A 24,026-nucleotide genomic window follows, 5' to 3' on the forward strand; every position below is an offset into this window, starting at 1 on the left:
GAGTGCGACGTATCCTACGATATATAGCCGTTGGCGGCAACCGACCTCCGGCTCCGCCCCTCCATTCGACGAGGGAAATACGAAACGTAAATGAAAGAAAATGCCCCTCGCGAACCGGCCGATCCGCGAGGGGCATCTTGACTGCTAGTCGTCTTGACGTTGCTGCTATGTACTGCTCGCGAATCGATGGCCGTCCAGTGGAGGACGGCCGGTATTCGCGTTTGCCATGGCCGGGTCGCCTTGAACCAGCGCGATCCCGGCGCACCGCCCGTCTGGTTTAGAAGCGGGTACGCAGGCCCACCGTGGCAGCGACCTGGGTGTCGGTCGACGACGGCGTCAGCGTGTTGATTGCGGCATTCGCGAACGCGCCAGAACCACCGTTGACATGCTGGTACACGCCTTCGACATACACATCGGTACGCTTGCTCAGCGAGTAATCCGCTTCGAGCGTGCCTTGCTGCCACTTCGGGCTGCTACTATTCGCCGTGCCGGTCTCGTGACCGTCCGTGAACGTATAGGCACCGTTCAGGCTCAACGCCGGCGTCAACGCATAACGACCGTTGAGTTCGAAGTTGTCCAGACGCAGGTTCGTACCGCCGGCGACGGCTTGGCTCTCGCCGTCGAGGGTCACGTTGGAGATATCTTCGAGCTGCGTGTGGGTCCAGACGAAGCCGACGGTTGCCGGGCCGAACGCGTAGTTCAAACCAGCACCGAACTCACGATGCGTGCTCGCCGTGATGGCGGAATTGGTGGTCCCTTGGGCGACCGCGCCGGTCGTATTGCCGCCAGGCGCATTGTTGAGTTCCATATAGCCTGCGGCGAAATTCAGCGGGCCATTCTTGTACGAAGCGCCCAAGCTGTATGCGCGGTTGTTGCCGAAGCCGCCCGCTTGGTTGCTGAAACCATACAGGCCGCCGAATTGCAGACCGTTGTAGTCGAGGCTCGTGTACTTGACCGCGTTGTTGATCGAGAACGTGCTGCCCAGATTGTCGTTGTCGAACGGGTGAGCCGCGAGGTTGTTGCCGCCGTCCAAGCCGTCCACGCCGGTCATGGCGAGCGGCGAAAGGTAGTCGACCATCGAGTCGAACTGGCGACCCAGGGTGATCGTACCGTACTGATCGCTCGAGAGACCGACATACGCCTGACGACCGAACAGCGAGTTGTTGTAGAAGGTCGCGCCGTTATTCACGTTGATCGCGCTTTCCAAACGGAAGACCGCATGCAGGCCGCCGCCGAGGTCTTCATTGCCGCGCAGGCCGAACACGCTGTCCGTGAGCGCGCCGCTGCTTTGCTGCCAGTTCTGATGGCCGCCTTCGTTGTTCGCGAACACCAGGCCTGCATCGAGCGTGCCGTACAACGTCACGCTGCTTTGAGCGTGAGCCGCAGTCATCGCAAATGTACCGCTGACAGCAGCAGCAATTAGAAGTGTCTTTTTCATGCCTTTTAACTCCAGTACAGTTCGGGGTAGTGCGGAACAACAGGGGAGTGCCACGGGTATCACTCGTCGCACAAAGGTTGCCGACGGTGCGGGCCGTTGATCCAGGCTGGAGTTTAGAGATACGCATCGCGCGCACTATGCGCACATTTTGAAAGAGCGAATTTCAAAATCAGGAATCGACATTGCCTGATCGACATCGAGGCGTGCAACGCGCCCTTACATGAAGACCTGTTCATCTTCGAACCTCTAAAAAAGGTTCCCGCGAAGCGCGACACACCCCTTTTGCAACCCTGCGTAATACGCGCAAACCCCTATAAACAAGCGGATTTTGGCGACTTCACACAGTCGGCGCCATTTAGCGGGAACAAATGCGAATGAGGCTTGTCACCTTGCCGGCATGTTGCTGAGTACGTGCGCTCAGATTGGGGTTATTGTCCGGTTGCACGGCGAACGAGTGTTGCCTCACAACAACTCACAACACCTTACAAGAGAATTCATGCACCACGCGCCGTGCACTCGCGACTAAGAAATAGCGCAATGACAGTTACACATCGAGCACCGAAGCCCGGAAATATTTCGACGTATATGTAAAACTGTGTAACGAGGGAAGCTGCGAAGAGACTACTGGGAACAGGCGAATAAGACGTGGCTACAGAGAAATGGCCACAGAGAGAAGGCTACTCAGCGCTACAGTAAATCGCAGTAAGGAAGGGACCGGCGTGCTTGCTCTCGGCGGGGCTGCCGGCATCGCTCACGGCCTTCGCGACCGCGACGGTGCCACCTCTGACAACGACACCATAGAGCGATCCCTTCATGGGTTCGCCGCTTCCCCTCGTGAACGTGGGGTCGTCCCGCTCATAACCGATCACGGCGTAGACCTTGAAGCCAAACGCAGTCAGGGCCGCATCACGTGCAGGCCAGAACACATTGATCGCATTGTCTTCGACATGCAGGGGATGGTCGGGGATCAACTGTCGCGTTTGCAGCGACGTGATATAGCCATGCGCGTGTTCACCGCACGAGAGTGCATCGTCGAGTGCCAGCGCATGCGCGATCGACGGCAGAGCAGACGACAGCACGAGCGTGAGCGCGGCGGCTACATTGACTGGAACTGTCCTTGTCATCTGCTTGCACTATTCCATAACGAGTGCCTGGTCGGCGATCGCCGCCGAAAGGATCATTGCGTTCGCATTGATCGGCGCAGGCCGGGTCGGGATCGGACGATAGACGGAATCGCCGCGTTCGATATGCATGCCGCTGGCCGCGCACGTGCCCGCATGCTTCGCAATGCCCGCCCGCCAGATCTGGTCGTTATAGTGACACAGTGTCGACTCGCGCCACGAGATCGTGACAGTCCGCTCGCTCGGCCTGTCGAGTACTTTAACAAAACGCGTGGGCGGCGGGAGCGCGGACTCGACGCGCGCCATCGCGGCCCGCACGATGCGATCGGTCGACGCGCTGAGTTCGGCCCGCGCCACGCTGGCCGGTACGCTACGCTCAGCCGTGCGCACCGTCATGCGCTCGCTCATTTCACGTGCACGTGCGCCCAGGGCTACCGTCGCCTTGGTGTCGGCATCCATGTCGATGGTCGCGCCGATCGCAGGCCCGCTCGCAGCCGCAGAGGTGATCAGGCACAAGCGTGCAAGGATGTGCGACCATGGGTCGCGCTGACCGGTTCTCTTCTTCATGTCGCAGCTTCCTATCTGGTTTAGGCGCAGGAATCAATCGGTATCATTGCCGAGTAAGTGCATTATCTCCGCGAATGGACTTCGCAATGGCGCCCGTCCGCGCAACACACTATTACCGCTGATAAAACAAACCGGGCAAACCTGCCTCCCGCCCCGCGCCCGCTCCGGAGTCGGCGTAAGCCGCATCGAAGCTAGCGGGGATTCGTGCCACCTCAAGCAAGTTTGTTCGCACGTCGCTACAATCGACGTGATCATCGTGAAGCGAGCCGAAGCGCGGGTCCGGAATCGACCGCCTCCCTGCACTTCGAGGAGGCGTTCGAGCGCGCCCGGCACACACGACACGTGACCGTCCTGCCAGCATCACTCCTGTTCGACCCTCGACAGACCTGCATACTTTCAAGGAGCTTTCATGGAATATCGTCATCTGGGTGCGTCCGGCTTCAAAGTGCCGGCCCTCAGTTTCGGCACCGGCACATTCGGCGGCAAAGGTGAATTCTTCAACGCCTGGGGCGCGACGGACGTCGCCGAGGCGCGCCGCCTGATCGACATCTGCCTCGACGCGGGCGTCAACATGTTCGACAGCGCCGACATCTACTCGGGCGGTTCGTCCGAAGCCGTGCTTGGCGAAGCGATCAAGGGCAAGCGCGACAAGGTCCTGATTTCGACCAAGGCGACCTTTCGTTTCGGCGACGACCCGAACAGCGTCGGTTCATCGCGCTTTCACCTGATTCGCAGTGTCGAGGAGCAGCTCAAGCGCCTCGGCACCGACTACATCGACTTGTTCCAGCTGCACGGCTTCGATGCGAAGACCCCGGTGACGGAAGTCCTCTCGACGCTCGACGACCTCGTGCGCGCGGGCAAGATCCGCTACATCGGCGTATCGAACTTCTCGGGCTGGCACCTGATGAAGTCGCTCGACGTGTCGGATCGTTACGGCTATCCGCGCTATGTCGCGAACCAGACCTACTACTCGCTGATCGGCCGCGACTACGAGTGGGAACTGATGCCGCTCGGCATCGACCAGGGTGTCGGCGCGGTGGTCTGGAGCCCGCTCGGCTGGGGCCGACTGACCGGCAAGATCCGCCGCGGCGAACCGCTGCATGCGGGCAGCCGTCTGCACAAGACCGCCGACATGGGACCACCGGTCGCCGATGAGCATGTCTATCGCGTGGTCGATGCGCTCGACAAGGTGGCCGAGGAAACCGGCAAGACCGTCGCGCAGATCGCACTCAACTGGCTGCTCCAGCGCCCGACGGTCGCGACCGTGTTGATCGGCGCGCGCGATGAGGAACAACTGCGCCAGAACCTTGGCGCGGTCGGCTGGAACCTCACGGCCGAGCAGATCGCCACGCTCGACGAAGCGAGCCGGGTGCGGCCGGTTTATCCGTACTGGCATCAACAAGGCTTCGACGAACGCAACCCGTTCCCGGTCAAGGTCTGACGAAACCCCGGATGCAACGTCCGGGGCGCAATGTTCCGGGCGGCTTCGCGCCGCCCGGAATGCACGCCGAATATTGATCACTTGTCCGCTGGGCATCTCCGATATAGGGTCTGTGCCTATCCAGCCTTTTTATCGAGACCCCCATGTCCACGCTCGAGGCACTCCATTCGATCCTTCACGATCGCGACGCGCCGGAGATCATCCGCAATCACATCACCGACGTAGTGCAGTATGCGTTGCGCAATCGTGGCGGCTTTTTCACGGACAAGGAACTCAGGTGGTTCGCCGAATGGGACGACACACGTATTCCAATCGCGGCCAACAAACTGTTGAACGCTGCCGCGGCGAAGGAATAGGCGCCACTGCACCGTTGCCCCGCTTCATTCGACTTGAATCCGTACTGTTCTGAGCTGACCTGCTGACACACCGTGCGCCAGCAGACTATGCATCTCCGGGTCTTCAGCGCGCCACGACCTTCGGCGCGATCGACGCTGCGGGATCGACCTGCACGATCGGCGAGCCTTCCCAGCCGCCGCCGAGCGCGCGGATCAGGTCCACCCGCGACACCATCTGCGCGCCGACGAGCTGTACGGATGCACGCCGCGCCTGAAGCACCGTGCGCAGCGCATCGATCACGTTGAGGTAGGTCACCGTACCCTCGGTGTACTGCGTCTGCGACAACTGCGCCGCACGCGACGAAGCCGCGACGGCCTGGTCCTGCTGCTTGACCTGATCTTCGAGAAGACGCAGGTTCGACAGATTGTCCTCGACCTCCTGGAACGCCACGAGCACCTGCTGCCGATAGTTCGCGACATCCTCTTCATACTGCGCGCGCGCATTGGCAAGGTTTCCGCTGCGAGCGCCGCCGTCGAAAATCGGTATGGTCAGCGCGGTGCCTGCAAGCGGCCCGAGCAGGAACACGCGGCTCGACCAGTTGAACAGTTCACCGAGCGTGCTCGATTCAAAGCCCCCTGCCCCCGTCAAACTCAGCGACGGGAAATACGCGGCGCGCGCAATGCCGATCCGCGAATTGGCCGCAGCCATGGCACGTTCGGCCGCGGCGATATCGGGCCGGCGTTCGAGCAGCGACGACGGCAGGCCGGCCGGCACGGTCACGTCGACCGCCTCGAGCGGGTTCGCGGCCATCGAGAATTGAGCGGGTGTCCTGCCGAGCAGCACGGCCAGGCTGTGCTCCGAAGCCGCGCGCAGACGTGCGACACCGAGTGCATCCGCGCGTGCCGTCGCCAGTTCGGACTTCGACTGCGCGAGATCGAGTTCACTGACGTCGCCGTCGTCGAAGCGATGCTGGACGAGCTTGAGCGACTGTTCGCGCAGGGCCACCGTTTGCGTGAACACATCGGCTTCCGCATCGAGTTCACGCAGCGTGTAATAGTTCTCGGCGACATCCGCCTGAAGCGCAAGCAGCACGGAGCGGAAAAGCGCCTCGCTCTGCTCCACATCCGCCTTCGAAGCGGCGGCGTTTGCCGCGACACGGCCGAACAGGTCAACCTCATACGACACCGATGCCTGTGCACGCCACAGCGTCAATGGTGCGGTCGATTGATCCTGCGTCAGGCCCAGCGAAGCCGACGAGACTTTCTCGCGGGTCGGTCCGAATCCCCCGTCGAGCGTCGGGAAAAAGCCGGAGCGCGCAGCCTGCAGCAGACCGCGTGCTTCCTTGACGCGGGCCGCGGCCGCCGCGATGTTCTGGTTCGCGGCCATCGCCTGCGCCTCGAGGTCGTTGAGTGTCGCATCGTCGAACACGGCCCACCATTCGCCGCGCGCAAGCTGTTCGGACGGCACCGCGGTCTTCCAGGTACCCGCGTCCTGCGGGCTCAGCGGCGCTTCCTTGAAGGCGCTCGGCAAGCCGAGATCGGGTTTCGCATAGTCCGGCGTCAACGAGCAGCCGGCGCTCGCCAGCAATGCCGAAAGCAGCAGCACACCACCCGCCCATCGTTTCATCTGTATGTCGTTCATCATCTTTTTCCTTGCGCGTCGTGCGGCGGCCAGCGGTCAGCTCCGCGCGCCGCACGATGCATCAGCCTTGCGATTCGTATCGCGCTTTTTCGTTTTGATGTTTCCAGCGCGCTTCAGCGCGCACCGTCGAACGAGGCATCGACGCCACGCATATGCGGGTTGTGTCCATGCTTGTCGACCAGTTGTTCGCCGCCAGCGAGCTTGCGCAGCAACACGTAGAACACCGGTGTCAGCATCAGGCCGAACAGCGTCACACCCAGCATCCCAAAGAACACCGCGATACCCATCGCATGGCGCATTTCCGAACCCGCACCCGACGACAGCACGAGCGGCACCACACCCATGATGAAAGCGATCGACGTCATCAGGATCGGGCGCAGCCGCAGACGGCTCGCTTCGATGGCCGCTTCGACGATGGTGCGGCCCTGCATTTCAAGCTCACGTGCGAACTCGACGATCAGGATCGCGTTCTTCGCCGACAGCCCCACGAGTACCATCAAGCCGATCTGCGTGAAGATGTTGTTGTCGCCGTCGGTCAGCCACACACCCGTGAGCGCACACAGCAGGCTCATCGGTACGATCATGATCACGGCAAGCGGCAGCGTCAGGCTTTCATACAGCGCGGCAAGAACCAGGAACACGAGCAGCACGCTGATAGGGAACACCCAGAACGCCGCATTGCCGGTGATCACCTGCTGGTAGGTCAAGTCCGTCCATTCGAACTTGATGCCGCGCGGCAGCGTTTCAGCCGCGATCTTCTCGGCGGCAGCCTGCGCCTGGCCCGACGAAAAGCCCGGCGCCGGGCCGCCGTTGATGTCAGCCGCGGTATAGCCGTTGTAGCGCACCACCATTTCCGGACCGAACGTCGGCGTGACCTTCACGAGCGACGACAGCGGCACCATCTCGCCATCGCGGTTGCGCGTCTTCAGGATGCCGATGTCTTCCGCATGTGACCGGAAGGGTGCATCCGCCTGTACCCGCACCTGATACACACGGCCGAAGCGGTTGAAGTCGTTCACATACAGCGAGCCGAGATAGATCTGCATCGTGTCGAACACATCGGTCACGGGCACGCCGAGCTGCTTGGCCTTCACGCGGTCGAGGTCGACATTGAGCTGGGGTACGTCGATCTGGTAGTTCGAGAAGGTCGGACTCAGTTCAGGCGTCTGCGAGGCCTTCTTCACGAATGCCCGCGTAGCCGCGTCGAGAGCCCGATAACCGAGTGCGCCACGGTCTTCCAACTGCATCTTGAAACCGCCGAGCGTACCGAGGCCCAGCACCGGCGGTGGCGGAAACACCGCGATGAACGCGCCCTTCATGGCCGAGTACTTCTGGTTCAGCGCACCTGCGATCGCACCGGCAGACAGCGCCTTGCCCTTGCGTTGGTCGAATGGCTTGAGCGTCACGAACACGATCCCCGCGCTCGACGAATTCGTAAAACCATTGACCGACAGGCCCGGGAACTCGACCGCGCTTTCGACGCCCGGTTGCTTCAATGCGATTTCGCTCATCTCGCGGATCACATCTTCCGTACGGTCGAGCGATGCGCCATTGGGCAGTTGCGCGAAACTGACGAGGTACTCCTTGTCCTGCGCGGGCACGAAGCCACCCGGCACGATCTTGCTCATGAGCACTGCGCCGCCGAGCAGCAAGGCATAGACGCCCATCATCAGCGCCTTGCGGTTGATCACACGGGTCACGCCCTTGCTGTAGTTCTCCGAACCACGGTGGAACACCTTGTTGAACACACGGAAGAAGCCACCGAAAATGCGGTCCATGCCGCGCGTGAGCCAGTCCTTCGGTTCGTCATGAGCCTTGAGCAATAGCGCGGCAAGCGCGGGCGACAGGGTCAGCGAATTGAACGCGGAGATCACCGTCGAGATCGCGATGGTCATCGCGAACTGCTTGTAGAACTCACCCGTCAGCCCCGACATGAACGCGAGTGGCACGAACACGGCGACGAGCGTCAGCGCGATCGCGATAATCGGTCCGCTGACCTCTCGCATCGCCTGATGGGTCGCCTCACGCGCACTCAGTCCCGAGGCGATGTTTCGCTCGACGTTCTCGACCACCACGATCGCATCGTCGACGACGATCCCGATCGCCAGCACCATCCCGAACAAGGACAAGGCGTTGATCGAGAAACCGAACGCGAGCAGCAGCGAGAACGTACCGATGATCGACACCGGCACCGCGAGCAGCGGGATGATCGAAGCGCGCCATGTCTGCAGGAAGATGATCACGACGATCACGACGAGCGCGATCGCTTCGAGCAGGGTATGGATCACAGCGTGAATGCTCGAGCGCACGAACTGCGTCGGGTCGTAGACGATCTTGTATTCGACACCCGGCGGCATGTCCTTCTGCAGCTCGGCCATTGTCTTGCGGACTTCGTCGGAGATCTGCAGCGAGTTGGCTCCCGGCTGCTGGTTGATCGCCATCGCGACGGCCTGCTTGTTGTCGAGCAGCGCACGCAAGCCATATTCGGATGCGGCGAGTTCGACGCGCGCGACGTCGCGCAGATGCGTGACGGCACCATCCGAGCTCGCCTTGAGCACGATATCGCCAAATTCCTCGGGAGTCTGCAGGCGGCCTTGTGTATTGACCGACAGTTGCAGCGGTACATTGGACGGCATCGGCGACTGGCCGATCACGCCCGCCGCGACCTGCACGTTCTGCTCACGAATCGAATTGACCACATCGGTCGCGCTCAGCCCGCGTTGCGCGACTTTTTGCGGATCGAGCCAGATGCGCATCGCATAGTCGCCCGAACCCCAGAGCTGGACCTGCCCGACGCCCTGGATCCGTTCAAGCCGGTCCTTGACGTTGATCAACGCGTAGTTGCGCAGATAGGTCATGTCATAGCGGTCGTTCGGCGAAATCAGGTGGACCACCATCGTCAACGTCGGCGATGCCTTGACGGTCGTCACGCCGAGCCGCTGGACGTCGTCCGGCAGCCGCGGCAGCGCCTGCGACACGCGGTTCTGCACGAGCTGCTGGGCTTTGTCCGGATCGGTGCCGAGCTTGAAGGTCACCGTCGTCGTCATATTGCCGTCGGAGTTCGCCTGGGACTGCATGTAAAGCATGTCCTCGACACCGTTGATCTGCTCTTCGAGCGGCGATGCAACGGTTTCAGCGATCACCTTCGGGTTCGCGCCCGGGTACTGCGCATTGACGATGACCGATGGCGGCACGACTTCGGGATACTCGGAAATCGGCAGCTTGAACAGGGAAATGATGCCGCCCAGCAACAGCAGCACCGATAACACGCCGGCAAAAATCGGCCGGTCGATAAAGAATTTGGATAGGTTCACAGCATTGCCCGCCTGTATGAGCTGGTATTGCTAAGTTGGGTTCCTGCCTGAATGACGGCGACACTGCCCCCGGCGCCACCTTCGTGACACCTCGGGACCGTCTCAAAGAGCGTCGCCTGTTCGTGGTGCGGGTTCGCGGCGCCGATGCGCGCCGCGAACCCGCACGACTATTCAAATAGGCTCAGGAACCTCGTGCGGCGGGTTGCGCACCCGCCATCTGCACTGCATTGGGTCGGATGGGATCGCCGGGGCGCACACGCTGCAGACCGTTGACGACGATGCGTTCGCCGGGCTTGAGGCCCGAGGCGATCACGCGAAGCCCTTCGTGCAGCGTACCCAGCTGCACCTCTCGGTATTGAGCGTGATCTTGGGCGTCGACGACCATGACGTACTTCTTGTCCTGGTCCGTGCCGATCGCGCGATCGTCGACCAGCACCGCCGGATGCGGTGTGCCGCCGCCGACTTCGACGCGGGCGAACAGGCCCGGCAGCAGTGCGCCGTCCTTGTTGTCGAAGCGCGCGCGAACGCGAATCGTGCCCGAGGTCGTGTCGAGCTGGTTGTCGACCGAGTCGATCACGCCATCGCGCGAATAGCCGTCTTCATTGGCCAGGCCGAGATGCACCGGCACGGAATCCTTGCCGTCATGGGCGAGGTACTGAAGATAGGTTTGCTCGTCGACGTTAAACGATGCATAGATCGGCGAGACCGACACGAGCGTAGTCATCACTGCGGAGTTCGCGCCCGCCGTGACGATATTGCCGACCGTCATTTCCGCACGCGACACGCGGCCCGCGACCGGTGCGACGACACGCGTATAGCTGAGGTTCAGTTGCGCCGTTTCGAGCGCGGCCTGGGCTGCCTTGAGATTTGCGAGCGCCGAGCGCGCGTTGTTGTCCTTTTCATCGAAGTCGCGTTTGGCGATCGCGTTGTCGCCGATCAAACGCTGCGCACGCGCGAAATCGGTCGATGCATAGTTGTTCTGCGCCTGCGCGGCGGCGAGTTGCGCGGCCGCCCGGTCGACTTCAGCCTGATAAGGGCGTGGATCGATCGTGAACAACGGGTCGCCCTTTTTGACGAGCGCACCGTCCTTGAAGTAGACCGACACGATCGTGCCCGAGACGAGCGGCCGGATGTCGACCTTGTCGATCGCTTCGAGGCGGCCCGAATAGCCCTGCCAATCCGTGATCGTGCGTGCGACAACCGGCGCGACATCGACTTCCGCGGCAGGCATCGGCTGGGCGGCTTGTGCCGTGGATGTGCGATCCAGATGAAGAGCGGTGAAGGCGCCGACACCGACGACGGCAAGTGTCGCAGCGGCCGTAATCAAGAGTTGCTTGCCTTTGAATAACATGGTCTGAAGCTCCGTGGCGAGTGTGCCGGGTTATCGTTGGTTATTGTTGAAATTGCGCAACGGGCGCCGCCGGCGTGATCCCCAGGCGTTGCCTGAAAAAGGCGCAGACTTCCTCGAGCACCGCCGGCAGTGACGGCAGCTTCGAGTGCGAGACGCTGCGGTGGCGGCGGACCTGGGTCGGCACGCCTGCCGCGATCAGGTTGCTCGCATAGCGTTCTGCCTCGATATGCAGAAGGTCGTGTTCGGCGCTCGCGATCAATGCGGCCGGCAAGCCGCCAAGGCGGGTCGATTCGAGCGGCGCCGCATAGGGATGCAGCCTTTGCGAGGCCTCGGGCAAGTAGGCGCGATAGCAGCGCGCGCAGTCCGACACATCGGTATCGGCCTCGCGCAGCTTGGTTTCGTCGGCGATGCGCGTCATGCTCGGATCGATCAGCGGCGCGAGCAGGGCCTGTGCGTGGATCGGGACTTCACCGCGGTCACGCGCGATCAATGTCAGGCTGGCTGCGATGTTCGCCCCGGCATCGTGACCCGCCACGCCAATGCGCTGCGGCGCGCCACCGTAGGAGCGGGCACTGGCATAGGCCCAGCGTGCCGCGCGGTGGGCATCTTCAGGCGCGGCGGGGAACGGAAACGCGGGTGCCAGTGAATAACCGACCGAGACCACCAGGGCGGGCGTGTCGAGCGCAAGCCGCGAGGCGGTCACGTTCGCCTCGTCGAGCGAGCCGCGAACGAAACCGCCGCCGTGGAAATACAGCACCACGGGCAGGCCCTTGCGGTGTGGCACAGGACGGTACACGCGCAATGTGATCACTTGCGCGTAGCCTGCGATCCGGACGTCTTCGACTTTGAGCTGGCGATCCATGGTGGCTGAATCCATCGAGGGGTTGCGTAAACGCGATCCTCATGTTGCGATGCGTCGCATTCTGCATTCAGCGGGAAAAATGATAAATGCCCCTACTCCGGCAACACAATTCGCTTGCCGCGAACAATCATTGGGCTAAGCTTTGTGCGGGACGCCGTTATTCCTGTGCGTCACAAGCATCCTGGAGTAAAAGATATGGACCGTCTGCAAGCGATGCAGGTTTTTACGCGTGTCGTTGACAGCAATAGCTTCTCGCGCGCCGCGGATGCGCTCGACATGCCGCGCGCCTCTGTCTCGACGACGATTCAGAATCTCGAGGCGTTTCTGGGGGTCAGATTGCTGCAGCGCACGACGCGCCGCCTCAACCTCACTCCCGACGGCGCTGCGTACTACGAGCGATGTGTGCGGATTCTCGCGGACCTCGACGAAACCGAGGCCCTGTTCCACGAAGGCAGCAAGAAACCGCGCGGACGCCTGCGCGTCGATATGCCGCCGAGCATCGGACGGCTGATGCTGATTCCCGCGCTGGGCGAGTTTCGCGAGCGGTATCCGGACATCGAGCTCGTGATCGGCATGGGTGACAAGCCGGTCGACCTGATCCAGGAAGGGGTCGACTGCGTGCTCCGCGTCGGCACGCTGCAGGATTCCAGCCTGGTTGCGCGCCGCATCGGCGTGTTCCAGGGTGTGACGTGCGCAAGCGCCGCCTATCTCGAGCGTCATGGCGAACCGCAAACGCTCGATGATCTGCAGAACCATACCGCCGTCAATTACTTTTCGAGCCGCACAGGCCGGGTGCTCGACATGGACTTCATGGTCAACGGCCAGGCTTGTGAGATCAAGATTCCGAGCACGATCGCCGTCAATGATGCGGAGGCTTACCTGTCATGCGGCGTCGACGGCTATGGCCTGATCCAGCCCCCGCGTTTCATGGCGCTGCCTTACCTGCGCTCGGGCCAGCTCAAGGAAGTGCTACCACAGTGGAAACCGCAGCCGATGCCGATTTCCGCTGTCTATCCGCATAGCCGACATCTGTCGTCGAAGGTGCGTGTGTTCGTCGAATGGGTCGCGGAGATGTTCGAACGCTGCCCCCTGCTGCAAGGTCAGGACGAAACTGCCCTGCACTGCCTGCCGACCACGGCGCCTGCCGGTTCGATCCGCTCGAAGCTGGCCGTGCCGGTCGTCATCGATGCGTCGGAAATGGTGATCTGAAGGACGGCTTCGCGTTCAGCGCGCGCCTCAGGCTCCGGTTCGCGCCTCGACCTGCCCCTGCACGCGGCGCCGTGCGAGTGCGGGCGCACCGTTGCGCACAGCCCACCGGATCGGCAGCACGGAGAGCCGCGTCGCCGTGTGCAGGCCGGCACGTGCCGCCCTGTTCAACGGCTTCCGACCGAACAGCTCAAGTGCCCATACCGGCAACAAGTCGACCGCGGCTCGCTTGACCATCCAGGTGACCACACGCGACGAAGCCCCAGGCGCCGGGGCGTCCATCACGATGTCGTAGACCTCGAGCGTGCGCGCGTCACAATGTAGCGCCGCGCGCCGTTCTTCCAGATAGCGTTCGATCGCCCGCTGCGAACGCGGCACATGACGCGCGCCGAGGCGTTCGGCGATCAGCGCATATTCATCGAAGTACTGATCCTGCCGGGCCCTCGGGAAATGCGGATTCTTGTAGCGCAGGTGTGCCTGCAGGAAGCTGTGGACCTCAGCGACGTGCACCCACGTCAGCAAGTCCGGATCGCTTGCCGAGTACGGCCGCCCATCTGTGCTCACCCCCGTTACAGAAAGATGAATCTGCCGCACGCGCGCGATCAGGCGTTCGGCATCGACTGTGCTGCCGTAAGTCGTGCCCGCGATGAACTGCGCCGTCCTGCGCAGGCGCCCCAGCATGTCTTCCCGGAAATTCGAGTGGCCGAGCACACCCGCGAGCGCCAGTGGATCGAGCATCTGTAGCAGCAGGGCACTCATCCCGCCGATCAACATCGCGCTGAAGTCGCCATGCACCTCCCAGCATGCGGACCCCGGTCCGAACAATCCCGGATCGCCCGGCGGGTTCAGGAAATCGAGCTTGAGCGGAGCGCGGGCGGGCATCGAAATGCCGAGCACCTGCCCTTCAATCTGCTTACGGACGTATTCCTTGACCATGACCTCGAGTGCCCAAACGGTGTGAAGCAGTGTGCCTTCGCCGACGCTTTTCTTTTTAGTGAATGCCTAAATAACATTGTCGCATTGCGGTGGTGTCATGTGCGCAATGGACACTTCCGAGAGGCGTTCGCGCGACAACCTTCGCATCATCGACCAAAAGAATTCCGGCCTCCTTTCCCAAAGTCTGCGTTTAGTGGCTAAACAATGCAGAGCGCCCTCATCAAGATCGATTTGAGCCCGAAGTCGGCATCTGTTCCACCTTTTAAAATGTAATCTGACCCTTCAAGATGCAGTCACTTTTGCTTGAAGCGAAAGCGCGGACGACGACGGGGGAGCACGACCGTCCGCCCGCAGCCAAGGTCCGAAAGTCCAAAAAAACGAATAACCGGCATCCCGTCCTCACCACGTCGGCGGCCGGGCAAGGACACACATGAACACCCTGCGCATCGACCGGATCAAGTCAGATCTCGAACCGCACTGGCACGCCTTGGCACGCGCCCTTCTGTTTACCGGCGCCATCGCTCTCCTTTGTTTTGTCGGCATGCGGCTGACCCCGCCGCACGAGCGCTTCGCGGTGATCTGGCCGGCCAACGGCGTCGTGCTCGGCATGCTGCTGACCATCCAGCCGCGAAGATGGGCACACGTGATCGGCCTGTCCCTGCTCGGCAATCTGCTCGCCAGCGTGGCTGTCGGCGACTCGGCGCTCTCCGCCTGGCTGCTCGCCCTGTGCAATACGCTCGAAACCGTGGTGGCCGTGCTCAGCTGCCGCTCGGCCGATGTAAGCAAACGCCAGTTCGGCGAACCCCTCTGGATCTTGCGCTTCGCACTCTGCGCGATCGTCGTCGCACCGGCCACCGCCTCGCTGGTCGCCGCGTGCGTGCTGTACTTCAATACGGGAACAGCGCCGCTCACGACTTTCCTGCGCTGGTTTCCAGCCGACGCGCTCGGCATCGCGATGTTCGCCCCGCTCACGATGGTGCTGCGCGGCGCCAGCGACCTCGGCACGCTACGCTCGCGCCGGCTGCTCAAGCCGGTGCTGTCCGTGGCCTTCCTGATGGTGACGACCGTCGCCGTGTTTGCCCAGCAGCATGCACCCCTGCTTTATATGATCTATCTTGCGCTCGGCGTGGCGATTTTCAACGCCCGATTCTCGGGTGCCGTGATCGGGCTCGCCGCGAGCATGGTCATCGCGATCATCTTCACCGTGCATGGCTCGGGACAATTCATGGGCATGGACGAGGTGACACAACGGATCCAGCAGCTCCAGGTGTTCTTCGCTGCCGCGCTCGCCTTCACATTTCCGCTGTCGTCCCTGCAACTGCAGCGACAGCGGCTCGCCGACAAGCTCAAGGCCAGCGAACAACGCTTTCGCACGCTCGCCGAACATTCGTCCGACGTGATCATGCGCATGGATTCATCGATGCGGCTCACCTATGTGTCGCCTTCCGTGCGGGAACTGTTCGGCTATCAAGCCTCCGCGCTGCTCGAGATGCCGAAGTGGGCGCTCGTCGCGCCCGGCGATCTCGCCCGGGTGCGCGCCGCGTTCGAACGCGTGCGTCTGGGCCTCGAACGCGAGACCTTCAACTATCGGGCGCTCAGGCAGGATGGCGAGGAAGTCTGGGTCGAGATGAGCCTGCGGGCCGTACAGTCCGGCACCCTGGGAGAGGTGAGCGGCCTGATCGAGTTCATCGGTTCGACCCGCGACATCTCCGAGCGCAAGGCCGTCGAGCAAGCGCTTGAAGAAAGCAATGCGCGCCTGAGCGAACTTGCGCATCGTGATGGTCTGACCGAACTCTACAACCGGCGATTCTTCGACGAGTCGCTCGATCGCGAATACCGCCGTGCGCGCCGCGAGAACGCGCTCGAGATCTCACTGCTGATGCTCGACGTCGATCATTTCAAGCAATACAACGATCTCCACGGTCATCAGGCGGGCGACCAATGCCTGAAGGTCGTCGCCAAGGCGATCGGCCGTGCGTGCAAGCGTCCGCCCGATACCCCCGCGCGTTACGGCGGCGAAGAGTTTGCGGTGATCCTGCCGAACACCACACTCGAAGGTGCCGTCATACTGGCCGAGCGCCTGCGTTCACAGATCAGCATACTGCTGCTCCAGGAGCCCGGCGAGCCCGAACGACGCGTAACCGTGAGCATCGGCGTGGCCTCGATCTCGCCGTACTACGAAACGCGTGAGTCCCTCGTACGTAAAGCCGATGAAGCGCTCTATCGCGCCAAGGCCTTCGGACGCAACCGCGTATGGCCGGCCCTCGAGGATTTCCGACCACGCAAGGAAGCGGCATCAGCCGCCGGCGAAACCGGTGGCACCGTCGCTCTCGATGTCCGGACTACACCCGCGACCACCGACGTTCTGATCTCGCCCGAGTCGTGCTGCAGCGACATCACTCGTCCTGCAGCAGCCTGACCTTCACCCGCTTGCCCTTGACCTTGCCCGACGAGAGCTTGCTCAACGCTTCGCGCGCGATGCCGCGTTCAACCGCGACGTAGGTCGACATCTCGGTCACATTGATCTTGCCGATCCGCGCGCCATCGAGTCCCGCTTCGCCCGTCATCGCACCCAGCACGTCGCCAGGCCGGATCTTCTCCTTGCGACCGCCGAGGATCTGCAGCGTGACCATCGGCGGCGTCAACGGCTCCCTGCTCGCCGACGTCAGTTCGGCAAGCGGTTGCCAGGTGACTTCGCGTCCTTGCTCGTGCTCGATATTGCCCACGCGCCCCATCTCGTTCATGCTCGCCAGGCTCAGGGCCCAGCCCTCCTCGTCCGCCCGGCCCGTGCGGCCGATCCGGTGGACGTGCACTTCGGGGTCTGGCGTCACGTCGACATTGATCACCGCTTCGAGCTGTGCGATGTCGAGCCCGCGTGCCGCCACGTCTGTTGCGACGAGAACCGAGCAACTCCGGTTCGCGAACTGGATCAGCACCTGGTCGCGTTCGCGTTGTTCGAGTTCGCCATGCAGGGCAAGCGCCTCGAAGCCTTGCGCTCGCAGTACGTCGACAAGGTCGCGGCACTGCTGCTTTGTGTTGCAGAATGCGAGCGTGCTAACCGGGCGGTAGTGATTGAGCAGCAGGCCGACCGCATGCAGCCGCTCGTCGTCACGGACTTCATAGAAGCGCTGGTGGATCTTCGTATCGGCATGCGTCTCGGCGAGCTTGACCTCGCGCGGGTTGCGCAGGAACTGCTGGCTCAGCTTGCCGATGCCTTCCGGGTAGGTCGCCGAGAACAGGAGTGTCAGGCGCTCTCTCGGGCATTGCCGGGCGACGGTGGCGATATCGTCGAAGAAACCCATGTCGAGCATGCGGTCCGCCTCGTCGAGCACCAGCGTGTTGAGCGCGGCGAGCTCGAGCGTGCCGCGTTCGAGGTGATCCATCAGCCGGCCCGGCGTGCCGACCACGACGTGCGCGCCATGTTCGAGACTGTTGATCTGCGGACGCATCGGCGTGCCGCCACACAGCGAGAGCACCTTGATGTTCTCTTCCGCGCGTGCAAGACGGCGGATTTCCTGCGTGACCTGGTCGGCCAGTTCGCGGGTCGGGCAAAGTACCATCCCTTGCACCGCGAAATTCCGCGGATTCAGGCGGTTGAGCAGGGCAAGCGCAAACGCGGCCGTCTTGCCACTGCCGGTCTTGGCCTGCGCGAGCAAATCCTGGCCGGCGAGCGCGAACGGCAGCGTGGCCGCCTGGATCGGCGTCATGCTCAGATAACCGAGCTGTTCAAGGTTGGCGAGCACCGCGGGTGAGAGCGGCAGGGTGCTGAATTGCGCTCCGGCGGCCGGCTTGCCGCTGGTTTCGGTCGCGCGCGGCGCGCCCGCCCTGTTATTGAGCGGAATGTTGGAGTTCGTATCGGTCATTGCTCAGGCGCGCGGCTGCTGGTAAGCGACCGTGCCGTCCTCCGCCGTGACGCGTTCGACATAGTTTCGCGAGCCGCATAGCGGGCAGCGGAACAAATAGCCCTGCCCCTCGTTGCGGACCTCGACTTCGGACGGATGCCACTGCGCGCCGCAGGGCTGGTTTCTGCAAATAAACATCGAGTTCTCCGGGGAATGAGCGCCATTTTACTGCGCCGCGCCGCCAAGCGGATTTCTCGTGCCGGAGTGGGGTCCGGACCAGGCTGAAAACCGTGGTTGGCGCTTCCGATTTATCATGGCTACCGACATGTGTTTGTAAAACGGTAACACTGGCATTTTCATGGATCAGACTCGCGTTTTATCAATATTCCTCAGCGTTGCACGTACCAGCAGTTTTACGCAGGCCGCGTTGGCCGTCGGGCTGACGCCGCCGGCCGTGAGCCGCGCCATTGCCCAGCTCGAGCATCATCTCGGGGTACGGCTGTTGAACCGCAGCACACGAAAGGTGAGCCTCACCGACGAGGGCAGCCGACTTTACGAACTCGCGGATGCAGGGCTGCGCCTGCTCGACGAGGCGATGGACCAGACCCAGTACAGCAAGCAGGAAGTGGCGGGACTGATACGGATCGCCGCCTCACACTCGTTTGGCAATCGTCAGCTAATTCCGCTGATCCGGCAGTTTCAGAAGCTTTATCCGGATATTCATTTCGATCTGTTGTTCGAGGACCAATTCACCGATCTGGTTACCGCGAAGATCGACGTCGGTTTCCGATCGGGCAACGAACCCGGCGCTAACCTGATCGCACGCTCGCTGGGTCCGATCGGTCTGTCGATCTGCGCTTCGCCGGACTATTTGAGGGAACACGGCACGCCGACGAGCCTTGCGGAGTTGCTGACCCACCGCTGCACGGGGTTTCGCCATCCGAATACCGGGCGGGTCGTTCCCTGGGAATTGCAGATCGACGGTGAATTCATTTATCAGGATGTGCCCGCCGTGGTGAGCCTCAACCAGGTCGAGGCAGAAGTGCGGGCCGTGCGCGCGGGCCTCGGCATCGGGCAGTTGCCCGACTATATGATCGCCGAGGATCTCGCCGCGGGCGGGCTTGTGCGAATTTTGCCGGCCTTTGCGACGAGCCGGCTGGGAATCTATATGTACTACCCTCAACGCAAGCAGTTGCCGACCCGCGTGCGGCATTTCATCGATTTCGTCATGGAGCGCGTCAGGGACGGGAGGCTGCGTTAGTGTCGACGCAAAGGGACGACTGATGGTCGTTGGCCGATGGCGTTGAATCCGGGTCGTGGCCCCTGATCCACGGTGCTGTATGACTGATCAGCATTTCTTTAGAGTGTCTTTCGCCGGGACTCATTGAAGCGAGTCGCCGGGCTGCGATAATTTGCGACTTGCTGCGCAATCCCCAATGGACGTCGTTCCGGGCCCAGTGCGACCACACGCTCGATGCCCGGCCCCACGCCCTTTTCCAACTAGAACAGGAGCTGCAGGATGCAATTCACCAAGTTAGGCCGTACCGGCATGGACGTATCGCGGATCTGCCTCGGCTGCATGAGCTACGGCGTGCCCGGACGCGGTCCGCACCCGTGGGTGCTCGACAACGACGAAGCACGGCCTTTCATCCAGAAAGCACTCGAACTCGGCATCAACTTCTTCGACACCGCCAACGTGTACTCCGACGGCACGAGCGAAGAGATCGTCGGCCGCGCCCTGCGCGACTTCGCCAAGCGTGACGAAATCGTGATCGCCACCAAGGTCCATGGCCGAATGCATAAGGGCCCCAATGGTGCGGGACTTTCGCGCAAGGCGATCATGTCCGAGATCGATGCGAGCCTGCGCCGTCTCGGCACCGAGTACGTCGACCTTTACCAGATCCACCGCTGGGACTATGAGACGCCCATCGAGGAAACGATGGAAGCACTGCATGACGTGGTGAAGGCCGGCAAGGCCCGCTATATCGGCGCTTCGTCGATGTATGCATGGCAACTCTCGAAGGCCCTGCACGTCGCCGAACGCCATAACTGGACGCGCTTCGTCACGATGCAGAACTACGTGAACCTGCTGTATCGTGAGGAAGAACGCGAGATGCTGCCGCTATGCCAGGAAGAAGGTATCGGCGTCATTCCATGGAGCCCGCTTGCGCGCGGACGCCTGACGCGAGACTGGGATGCAACGAGTGCGCGTTCGGAAACTGACGATTTCGGCCGTGGGCTCTATGTGAAGAGTGCGGATGCCGATCGGCAGGTCGTCGAACGGGTCGCGGAAGTCGCGAAGGCACGCGGCGTTCCACGTGCGCAAGTTGCGCTCGCCTGGGTGCTGCAGAAATCGGCGATCACCGCGCCGATCATTGGGGCAACCAAGACGCATCATCTCGATGATGCGGTCGCAGCCGTGTCGCTCAAGCTGACCGCGGATGAGGTCGCGAAGCTCGAGGAACTGTATGTGCCGCACGCGGTCGCCGGCTTCAAGTAATCGGCTCGTTTGCGGATTCGCTGCCTCCTGCCGGGTCGGCTGGAGGCAGTGCCGCCACAGGCGAGCGTGGCGCGGCGATCCGCCCTGAAAGTATTTCGTAATACGCTTGACATTTGGCACACTGAGAATCGGATGCTCGGTGCCTTGTGTGCAGTTCCCGGCCACGCCCGACGACCCCGTTCGAAAGGAGCAGCGTGATGAGCGAACTAGACCTTCAAAACGATGACGACGCGCAGGCAGCGCGGCAGCGCCGTCTTCAGGAAGACCTGATCGACAGCTACGACGAAGAACTCGAGATGGAGATCGACGACCGGGTTCTCGACGGCAACATGACGCTCGATGCCGAGGCGCGCGAAAGCCGCAAGCTCTATTTCAGGGAGCTGTTTCGCCTTCAGGGCGAACTGGTCAAATTGCAGGACTGGGTGGTGCATACGGGTCATCGGCTCGTCGTGATCTTCGAGGGTCGCGACGCTGCCGGCAAGGGTGGCGCGATCAAGCGCATCACCCAGCGCCTGAACCCGCGTGTGTGCCGCGTCGCTGCCCTGCCCGCACCGAATAATCGCGAACGGACCCAGTGGTACTTCCAGCGCTATGCCGCCCACCTTCCCGCAGGCGGTGAAATCGTGCTGTTTGACCGTAGCTGGTACAACCGTGCGGGCGTCGAACGCGTGATGGATTTTTGTACCGACGCTGAATATGAGGAATTCTTCCGCTCGGTTCCCGAGTTTGAAAAGATGCTCGTACGCAGCGGTATCCAGATCGTCAAATACTGGTTCTCCATCACGGATGACGAACAGGAGGTTCGCTTCCAGGCGCGCATCCAGGATCCGCTCAAGCAGTGGAAGCTGAGCCCGATGGACCTTGAGAGTCGCCGCCGGTGGGAGCGGTATACGCAGGCGAAGGAAGTGATGCTGCAGCGCTCGCATATCCCGGAAGCACCGTGGTGGGTAATCCAGGCAGTGGACAAGAAGCGCGCGCGGTTGAACTGCATCCGCCATCTGCTTGATCTGGTGCCCTATCACGAGGTCGAGCGTTCGCCTATCTTGCTACCGGATCGTGAGCATCACGACGATTACCTGCGCCATCCGGTGCCGGAATCGATGATTGTGCCGGAGTATTACTAGGTCTCATGATCGGGTGCGGCCTCTAGCGCGAAAGGCTGCTGGCTCCGAAGACGCTTTTCAGATGCCTGGAAATTACCGAACGTTCGCGCCTAAACAGTTTCGTGACCACGTGGATGTGCCTTTGTAGCGTGCCATCCTGCGCGGTCGTAAAGTCGAATGCCTGAGATATCACGTCCGGACGTTCAGCCGCGAGTTTGGCGATCAACGTCTTGTAGTTCTGCGTGAGTTCTTACTGGGTCAGTTCTACGTGACCATCAACAGCAGTCTAAGCGCTGACCTCCTCGTCTGTATCTTGGGGCCATTCGAAAGCTCGATCCATGTTGGCCGCTACTGCCCAAGGTCTTCGCATGCTCGATCAGCCGTTTGAACCACGCGAGTTTGTAGTCGAATTTCGGACCAGGCTGCGGGTTGCCATTCGGCAGATAGATGCAGCCAAGGAGAACGCCAGAGACGGCTGCTTCAAATCGGATTTGGAGTCCACGGCGCAATCAACATGCCCACCGGCGTTTCGGTCATTCTGTCCGCCTTCCAGAGCAATCAAGCAAATGCATGGAGTGGGCATGGGAACAATAGTTGCTCTTTTCTTCATGCGGTTAAACTTGGAGAGAACCATGAAGACGAACAGCAAAATTACCTACGCACTCGGCTCAGGACTATTGGCTGGCGTGCTTGCCATCGCTCCGCTAGCGGCATCCGCGCAGACCACGGGCGGTACGCACAACAACCCGGGCGCGGCCAACGCATCAGGCACCATGTCTTCGGATAGTGGAGACACCGGAGCGACGCAACAGAAGAAGTTGTCGCCGGCGATGGGCAATAAAACGGCCAATCCCAATGATCCGAACACCGGCAATATCGGGAACGCTGGGGGTAGCGGCAAAGGCGGTGCTAACTCCGGCGGCGGCACCGGGGGGACCGGTGGCGGCGCGGGTGGGGCCGGTGGCGGTGGGGGCGGAAAGTAAGGCTCGAAAGCGCGCCATCGTCACTTCCACGTGTGACGCACCGTAGATCCACGCGCAACTGGAAGAGGAACTTTTTTGTCCCGCGTTGTCTGTCGCTCAGACAGACAACGAGACGCTCGCCTAGAGCGGCCCCGAGCACGACGAGATGCGTGCGATCATCGACAAGCTGTCGCGCGATGAGACCCGAGAATGCCGCGTATGACGAGCTATTTCTGCAACCGTTGCGCGAAGTTATGCATGACATCGCCGACGAGGAAACGGTGCTGTGATCCGACGCCACGTGCCTGACGTGGCGGGATTAAAGAGGGATGGTCATGACCGGTCGCGCTCCGGCGCTGCCATGGCCTTGACGCCTATCCGTCGATTCGCTTAAGGATGAGATATGTCAACCAACGACTATGTGCTTGGACATTCCGCAAAGGAGATTGAACGCCTGAAATTTCAGGCTGCATTGTTGCGCCCCTACACTCATCGCATGTTGATCGCGGCGGGTCTCTGCCAGGGGATGCGCGTGCTCGACATCGGATGTGGTACCGGAGCTGTCAGTCTGCTAGCTTCAGAACTGACGGGTCCGCGAGGACAAGTCATCGCGATTGACCGGAGCGAAAGTGCGATCGAAGCTGCAGTCGACTCCGCCCGAAGCGAGGGCGTATCGAACGTCCACTTCAAGGTTAGCGCGCTTAACGACTTTGCGGACGACGAACGGTTTGACATGGTCGTGGGTCGCTACGTCCTGGTCCATCAGCCCGATGCGGTGGAATTCCTGAAGAAGGCCGCGCTGTTTGTGCGTCCGGGTGGCAGCATGGCCTTTCACGAGATCGATCTGACCGGTTTCATCCCATCGTCGCCGACGATCGAGTTATGGGACGCCGCGTTCCATGAACTGTTGATTCGATTCCAGAAGGCGTGTCCCGAAGCCGCTGTGACTCGAAACATGGTTCACGCCTTCGTTTCCGCGGGCTTTCCCGTCCCGGACATGTTTTGCGAGGTCACCATAGGTGGCGCGAACATACCGTTTCAGGAATGGATGATCAGGACGCTGCAAAGCTTGTCTGATGGCGCTGAGCGAACGCGCCTCGCGGACGGTAGAGTAATTGAGTTTGAGGCGGCGATACTCGATCTCGCGCGAGCGATTGAGGAGAGGCATGCGCAGGTCCAAGGTCCATACCAGGTCTGCGCATGGGCTCATTTGCCTGACCGACAGGACGTCCGCGCGCCAATTCTCTAAGCCGCCGTCTTGCCAGCACGCAGTCGGTGCGCGCTACAGCAACCCTCTCCGCGACACTGGCGACGCGTTCGTCGGCCCGCCGCCGCGATGGCACATCGATCGCGCAAAGTATTCATCGAGCCGGAACAGATTCCGCATTTTTTCTCCGGGGCGCGTT

19 protein-coding genes and 1 pseudogene are annotated in these 24,026 nt (G+C 61.8%); 9 read left to right on the forward strand and 11 right to left on the reverse strand.

Annotated features, from left to right (window positions below; all coding sequences use genetic code 11):
• Positions 1-277: 277 nt before the first annotated feature.
• The 3 genes from HV670_RS16955 to HV670_RS16965 all read right to left on the reverse strand — a co-directional run bounded on the left by HV670_RS16955 (position 278) and on the right by HV670_RS16965 (position 3,126).
• Positions 278-1,438, reverse strand: a complete 1,161-nt coding sequence (locus tag HV670_RS16955; protein WP_175105958.1) for a porin — start codon at positions 1,436-1,438, stop codon at positions 278-280.
• Between the two features lie 677 nt (positions 1,439-2,115).
• Positions 2,116-2,562 (reverse strand): hypothetical protein, encoded by a 447-nt coding sequence (locus HV670_RS16960; RefSeq protein ID WP_175105959.1) that lies wholly within the window; start codon positions 2,560-2,562, stop codon positions 2,116-2,118.
• A gap of 9 nt (positions 2,563-2,571) precedes the next feature.
• Positions 2,572-3,126: a DUF3331 domain-containing protein gene (locus tag HV670_RS16965; protein ID WP_175105960.1), complete on the reverse strand. Its 555-nt coding sequence runs from the start codon at positions 3,124-3,126 to the stop codon at positions 2,572-2,574.
• A 409-nt stretch (positions 3,127-3,535) separates the two neighbouring features.
• On the opposite strand from HV670_RS16965, the gene HV670_RS16970 reads away from it, so the two are divergent.
• Together HV670_RS16970 and HV670_RS16975 are read left to right on the forward strand one after the other, a co-directional pair.
• Positions 3,536-4,567 carry an aldo/keto reductase gene (locus HV670_RS16970; protein WP_175105961.1) on the forward strand — a complete coding sequence of 344 codons (1,032 nt, stop codon included), beginning with the start codon at positions 3,536-3,538 and terminating at the stop codon, positions 4,565-4,567.
• A gap of 143 nt (positions 4,568-4,710) precedes the next feature.
• Positions 4,711-4,923 (forward strand): hypothetical protein, encoded by a 213-nt coding sequence (locus HV670_RS16975; protein ID WP_175105962.1) that lies wholly within the window; start codon positions 4,711-4,713, stop codon positions 4,921-4,923.
• 103 nt (positions 4,924-5,026) lie between these two features.
• Here HV670_RS16975 and HV670_RS16980 read toward each other — a convergent pair whose 3' ends face one another.
• The 4 genes from HV670_RS16980 to HV670_RS16995 form a co-directional block, all read right to left on the reverse strand.
• Positions 5,027-6,547, reverse strand: a complete 1,521-nt coding sequence (locus HV670_RS16980) for an efflux transporter outer membrane subunit (RefSeq protein ID WP_425511435.1) — start codon at positions 6,545-6,547, stop codon at positions 5,027-5,029.
• A gap of 110 nt (positions 6,548-6,657) precedes the next feature.
• Entirely contained in the window at positions 6,658-9,858 is a 3,201-nt protein-coding gene (locus tag HV670_RS16985; protein ID WP_175105963.1) for an efflux RND transporter permease subunit, read from the reverse strand.
• 181 nt (positions 9,859-10,039) lie between these two features.
• Entirely contained in the window at positions 10,040-11,209 is a 1,170-nt protein-coding gene (locus HV670_RS16990; RefSeq protein WP_175105964.1) for an efflux RND transporter periplasmic adaptor subunit, read from the reverse strand.
• A 40-nt stretch (positions 11,210-11,249) separates the two neighbouring features.
• Positions 11,250-12,071, reverse strand: a complete 822-nt coding sequence (locus HV670_RS16995) for an alpha/beta hydrolase (RefSeq protein ID WP_246257553.1) — start codon at positions 12,069-12,071, stop codon at positions 11,250-11,252.
• Between the two features lie 195 nt (positions 12,072-12,266).
• On the opposite strand from HV670_RS16995, the gene HV670_RS17000 reads away from it, so the two are divergent.
• Positions 12,267-13,280: a LysR family transcriptional regulator gene (locus HV670_RS17000; RefSeq protein ID WP_175105966.1), complete on the forward strand. Its 1,014-nt coding sequence runs from the start codon at positions 12,267-12,269 to the stop codon at positions 13,278-13,280.
• Positions 13,281-13,307: 27 nt separating this feature from the next.
• Here HV670_RS17000 and HV670_RS17005 read toward each other — a convergent pair whose 3' ends face one another.
• Positions 13,308-14,213, reverse strand: a complete 906-nt coding sequence (locus HV670_RS17005; RefSeq protein ID WP_175105967.1) for an oxygenase MpaB family protein — start codon at positions 14,211-14,213, stop codon at positions 13,308-13,310.
• A gap of 430 nt (positions 14,214-14,643) precedes the next feature.
• On the opposite strand from HV670_RS17005, the gene HV670_RS17010 reads away from it, so the two are divergent.
• Complete coding sequence (locus HV670_RS17010; RefSeq protein WP_175105968.1) at positions 14,644-16,632, forward strand: sensor domain-containing diguanylate cyclase; 1,989 nt, start codon at positions 14,644-14,646, stop codon at positions 16,630-16,632.
• On the opposite strand, the gene dbpA is transcribed toward HV670_RS17010, so the two are convergent.
• Together dbpA and HV670_RS17020 are read right to left on the reverse strand one after the other, a co-directional pair.
• Complete coding sequence (gene dbpA, locus HV670_RS17015; RefSeq protein WP_175105969.1) at positions 16,610-18,076, reverse strand: ATP-dependent RNA helicase DbpA; 1,467 nt, start codon at positions 18,074-18,076, stop codon at positions 16,610-16,612. The two genes, HV670_RS17010 and dbpA, sit on opposite strands and share 23 nt — an antisense overlap.
• A 3-nt stretch (positions 18,077-18,079) precedes the next feature.
• Positions 18,080-18,253: a hypothetical protein gene (locus tag HV670_RS17020; protein ID WP_175105970.1), complete on the reverse strand. Its 174-nt coding sequence runs from the start codon at positions 18,251-18,253 to the stop codon at positions 18,080-18,082.
• 160 nt (positions 18,254-18,413) lie between these two features.
• Between HV670_RS17020 and HV670_RS17025 the strand changes: the two genes are divergently transcribed.
• The 3 genes from HV670_RS17025 (at position 18,414) to ppk2 (ending at position 21,679) form a co-directional block, all read left to right on the forward strand.
• Positions 18,414-19,316, forward strand: coding sequence for a LysR family transcriptional regulator (locus HV670_RS17025; protein ID WP_175105971.1), 903 nt, complete (start codon positions 18,414-18,416; stop codon positions 19,314-19,316).
• Positions 19,317-19,574: 258 nt separating this feature from the next.
• Positions 19,575-20,555 (forward strand): aldo/keto reductase, encoded by a 981-nt coding sequence (locus tag HV670_RS17030; RefSeq protein WP_175105972.1) that lies wholly within the window; start codon positions 19,575-19,577, stop codon positions 20,553-20,555.
• A 197-nt stretch (positions 20,556-20,752) separates the two neighbouring features.
• Entirely contained in the window at positions 20,753-21,679 is a 927-nt protein-coding gene (gene ppk2 / locus HV670_RS17035) for a polyphosphate kinase 2 (protein WP_175105973.1), read from the forward strand.
• A 323-nt stretch (positions 21,680-22,002) separates the two neighbouring features.
• Here the strand turns inward: ppk2 and HV670_RS31090 are convergent.
• Positions 22,003-22,140: pseudogene (locus HV670_RS31090) on the reverse strand (exodeoxyribonuclease III); the annotation flags it as partial.
• A gap of 150 nt (positions 22,141-22,290) precedes the next feature.
• Here HV670_RS31090 and HV670_RS17045 point away from each other — a divergent pair.
• A complete protein-coding gene (locus tag HV670_RS17045) occupies positions 22,291-22,641 on the forward strand; it encodes a hypothetical protein (RefSeq protein WP_175105974.1) in 351 nt (116 codons plus the stop codon).
• A 382-nt stretch (positions 22,642-23,023) separates the two neighbouring features.
• On the forward strand, positions 23,024-23,869 hold the full coding sequence (locus HV670_RS17050; protein ID WP_175105975.1) for a class I SAM-dependent methyltransferase: 846 nt from the start codon (positions 23,024-23,026) through the stop codon (positions 23,867-23,869).
• Positions 23,870-24,026 lie beyond the last annotated feature (157 nt).

This window comes from Pararobbsia alpina (genome assembly GCF_902859895.1).
In the GTDB taxonomy this organism is placed as follows: domain Bacteria; phylum Pseudomonadota; class Gammaproteobacteria; order Burkholderiales; family Burkholderiaceae; genus Pararobbsia; species Pararobbsia alpina.

Excerpts from the sequence above, each read along its gene's own strand:
- HV670_RS16955 (WP_175105958.1), bottom strand. The coding sequence starts at position 1,438 with ATGAAAAAGACACTTCTAATTGCTGCTGCTGTCAGCGGTACATTTGCG.
- HV670_RS16960 (WP_175105959.1), bottom strand. The coding sequence starts at position 2,562 with ATGACAAGGACAGTTCCAGTCAATGTAGCCGCCGCGCTCACGCTCGTG.
- HV670_RS16965 (WP_175105960.1), bottom strand. The coding sequence starts at position 3,126 with ATGAAGAAGAGAACCGGTCAGCGCGACCCATGGTCGCACATCCTTGCA.
- HV670_RS16970 (WP_175105961.1), top strand. The coding sequence starts at position 3,536 with ATGGAATATCGTCATCTGGGTGCGTCCGGCTTCAAAGTGCCGGCCCTC.
- HV670_RS16975 (WP_175105962.1), top strand. The coding sequence starts at position 4,711 with ATGTCCACGCTCGAGGCACTCCATTCGATCCTTCACGATCGCGACGCG.
- HV670_RS16980 (WP_425511435.1), bottom strand. The coding sequence starts at position 6,547 with ATGATGAACGACATACAGATGAAACGATGGGCGGGTGGTGTGCTGCTG.
- HV670_RS16990 (WP_175105964.1), bottom strand. The coding sequence starts at position 11,209 with ATGTTATTCAAAGGCAAGCAACTCTTGATTACGGCCGCTGCGACACTT.
- HV670_RS16995 (WP_246257553.1), bottom strand. The coding sequence starts at position 12,071 with ATGGATCGCCAGCTCAAAGTCGAAGACGTCCGGATCGCAGGCTACGCG.
- HV670_RS17000 (WP_175105966.1), top strand. The coding sequence starts at position 12,267 with ATGGACCGTCTGCAAGCGATGCAGGTTTTTACGCGTGTCGTTGACAGC.
- HV670_RS17005 (WP_175105967.1), bottom strand. The coding sequence starts at position 14,213 with ATGGTCAAGGAATACGTCCGTAAGCAGATTGAAGGGCAGGTGCTCGGC.
- HV670_RS17010 (WP_175105968.1), top strand. The coding sequence starts at position 14,644 with ATGAACACCCTGCGCATCGACCGGATCAAGTCAGATCTCGAACCGCAC.
- dbpA (WP_175105969.1), bottom strand. The coding sequence starts at position 18,076 with ATGACCGATACGAACTCCAACATTCCGCTCAATAACAGGGCGGGCGCG.
- HV670_RS17020 (WP_175105970.1), bottom strand. The coding sequence starts at position 18,253 with ATGTTTATTTGCAGAAACCAGCCCTGCGGCGCGCAGTGGCATCCGTCC.
- HV670_RS17025 (WP_175105971.1), top strand. The coding sequence starts at position 18,414 with ATGGATCAGACTCGCGTTTTATCAATATTCCTCAGCGTTGCACGTACC.
- HV670_RS17030 (WP_175105972.1), top strand. The coding sequence starts at position 19,575 with ATGCAATTCACCAAGTTAGGCCGTACCGGCATGGACGTATCGCGGATC.
- ppk2 (WP_175105973.1), top strand. The coding sequence starts at position 20,753 with ATGAGCGAACTAGACCTTCAAAACGATGACGACGCGCAGGCAGCGCGG.
- HV670_RS17045 (WP_175105974.1), top strand. The coding sequence starts at position 22,291 with ATGAAGACGAACAGCAAAATTACCTACGCACTCGGCTCAGGACTATTG.
- HV670_RS17050 (WP_175105975.1), top strand. The coding sequence starts at position 23,024 with ATGTCAACCAACGACTATGTGCTTGGACATTCCGCAAAGGAGATTGAA.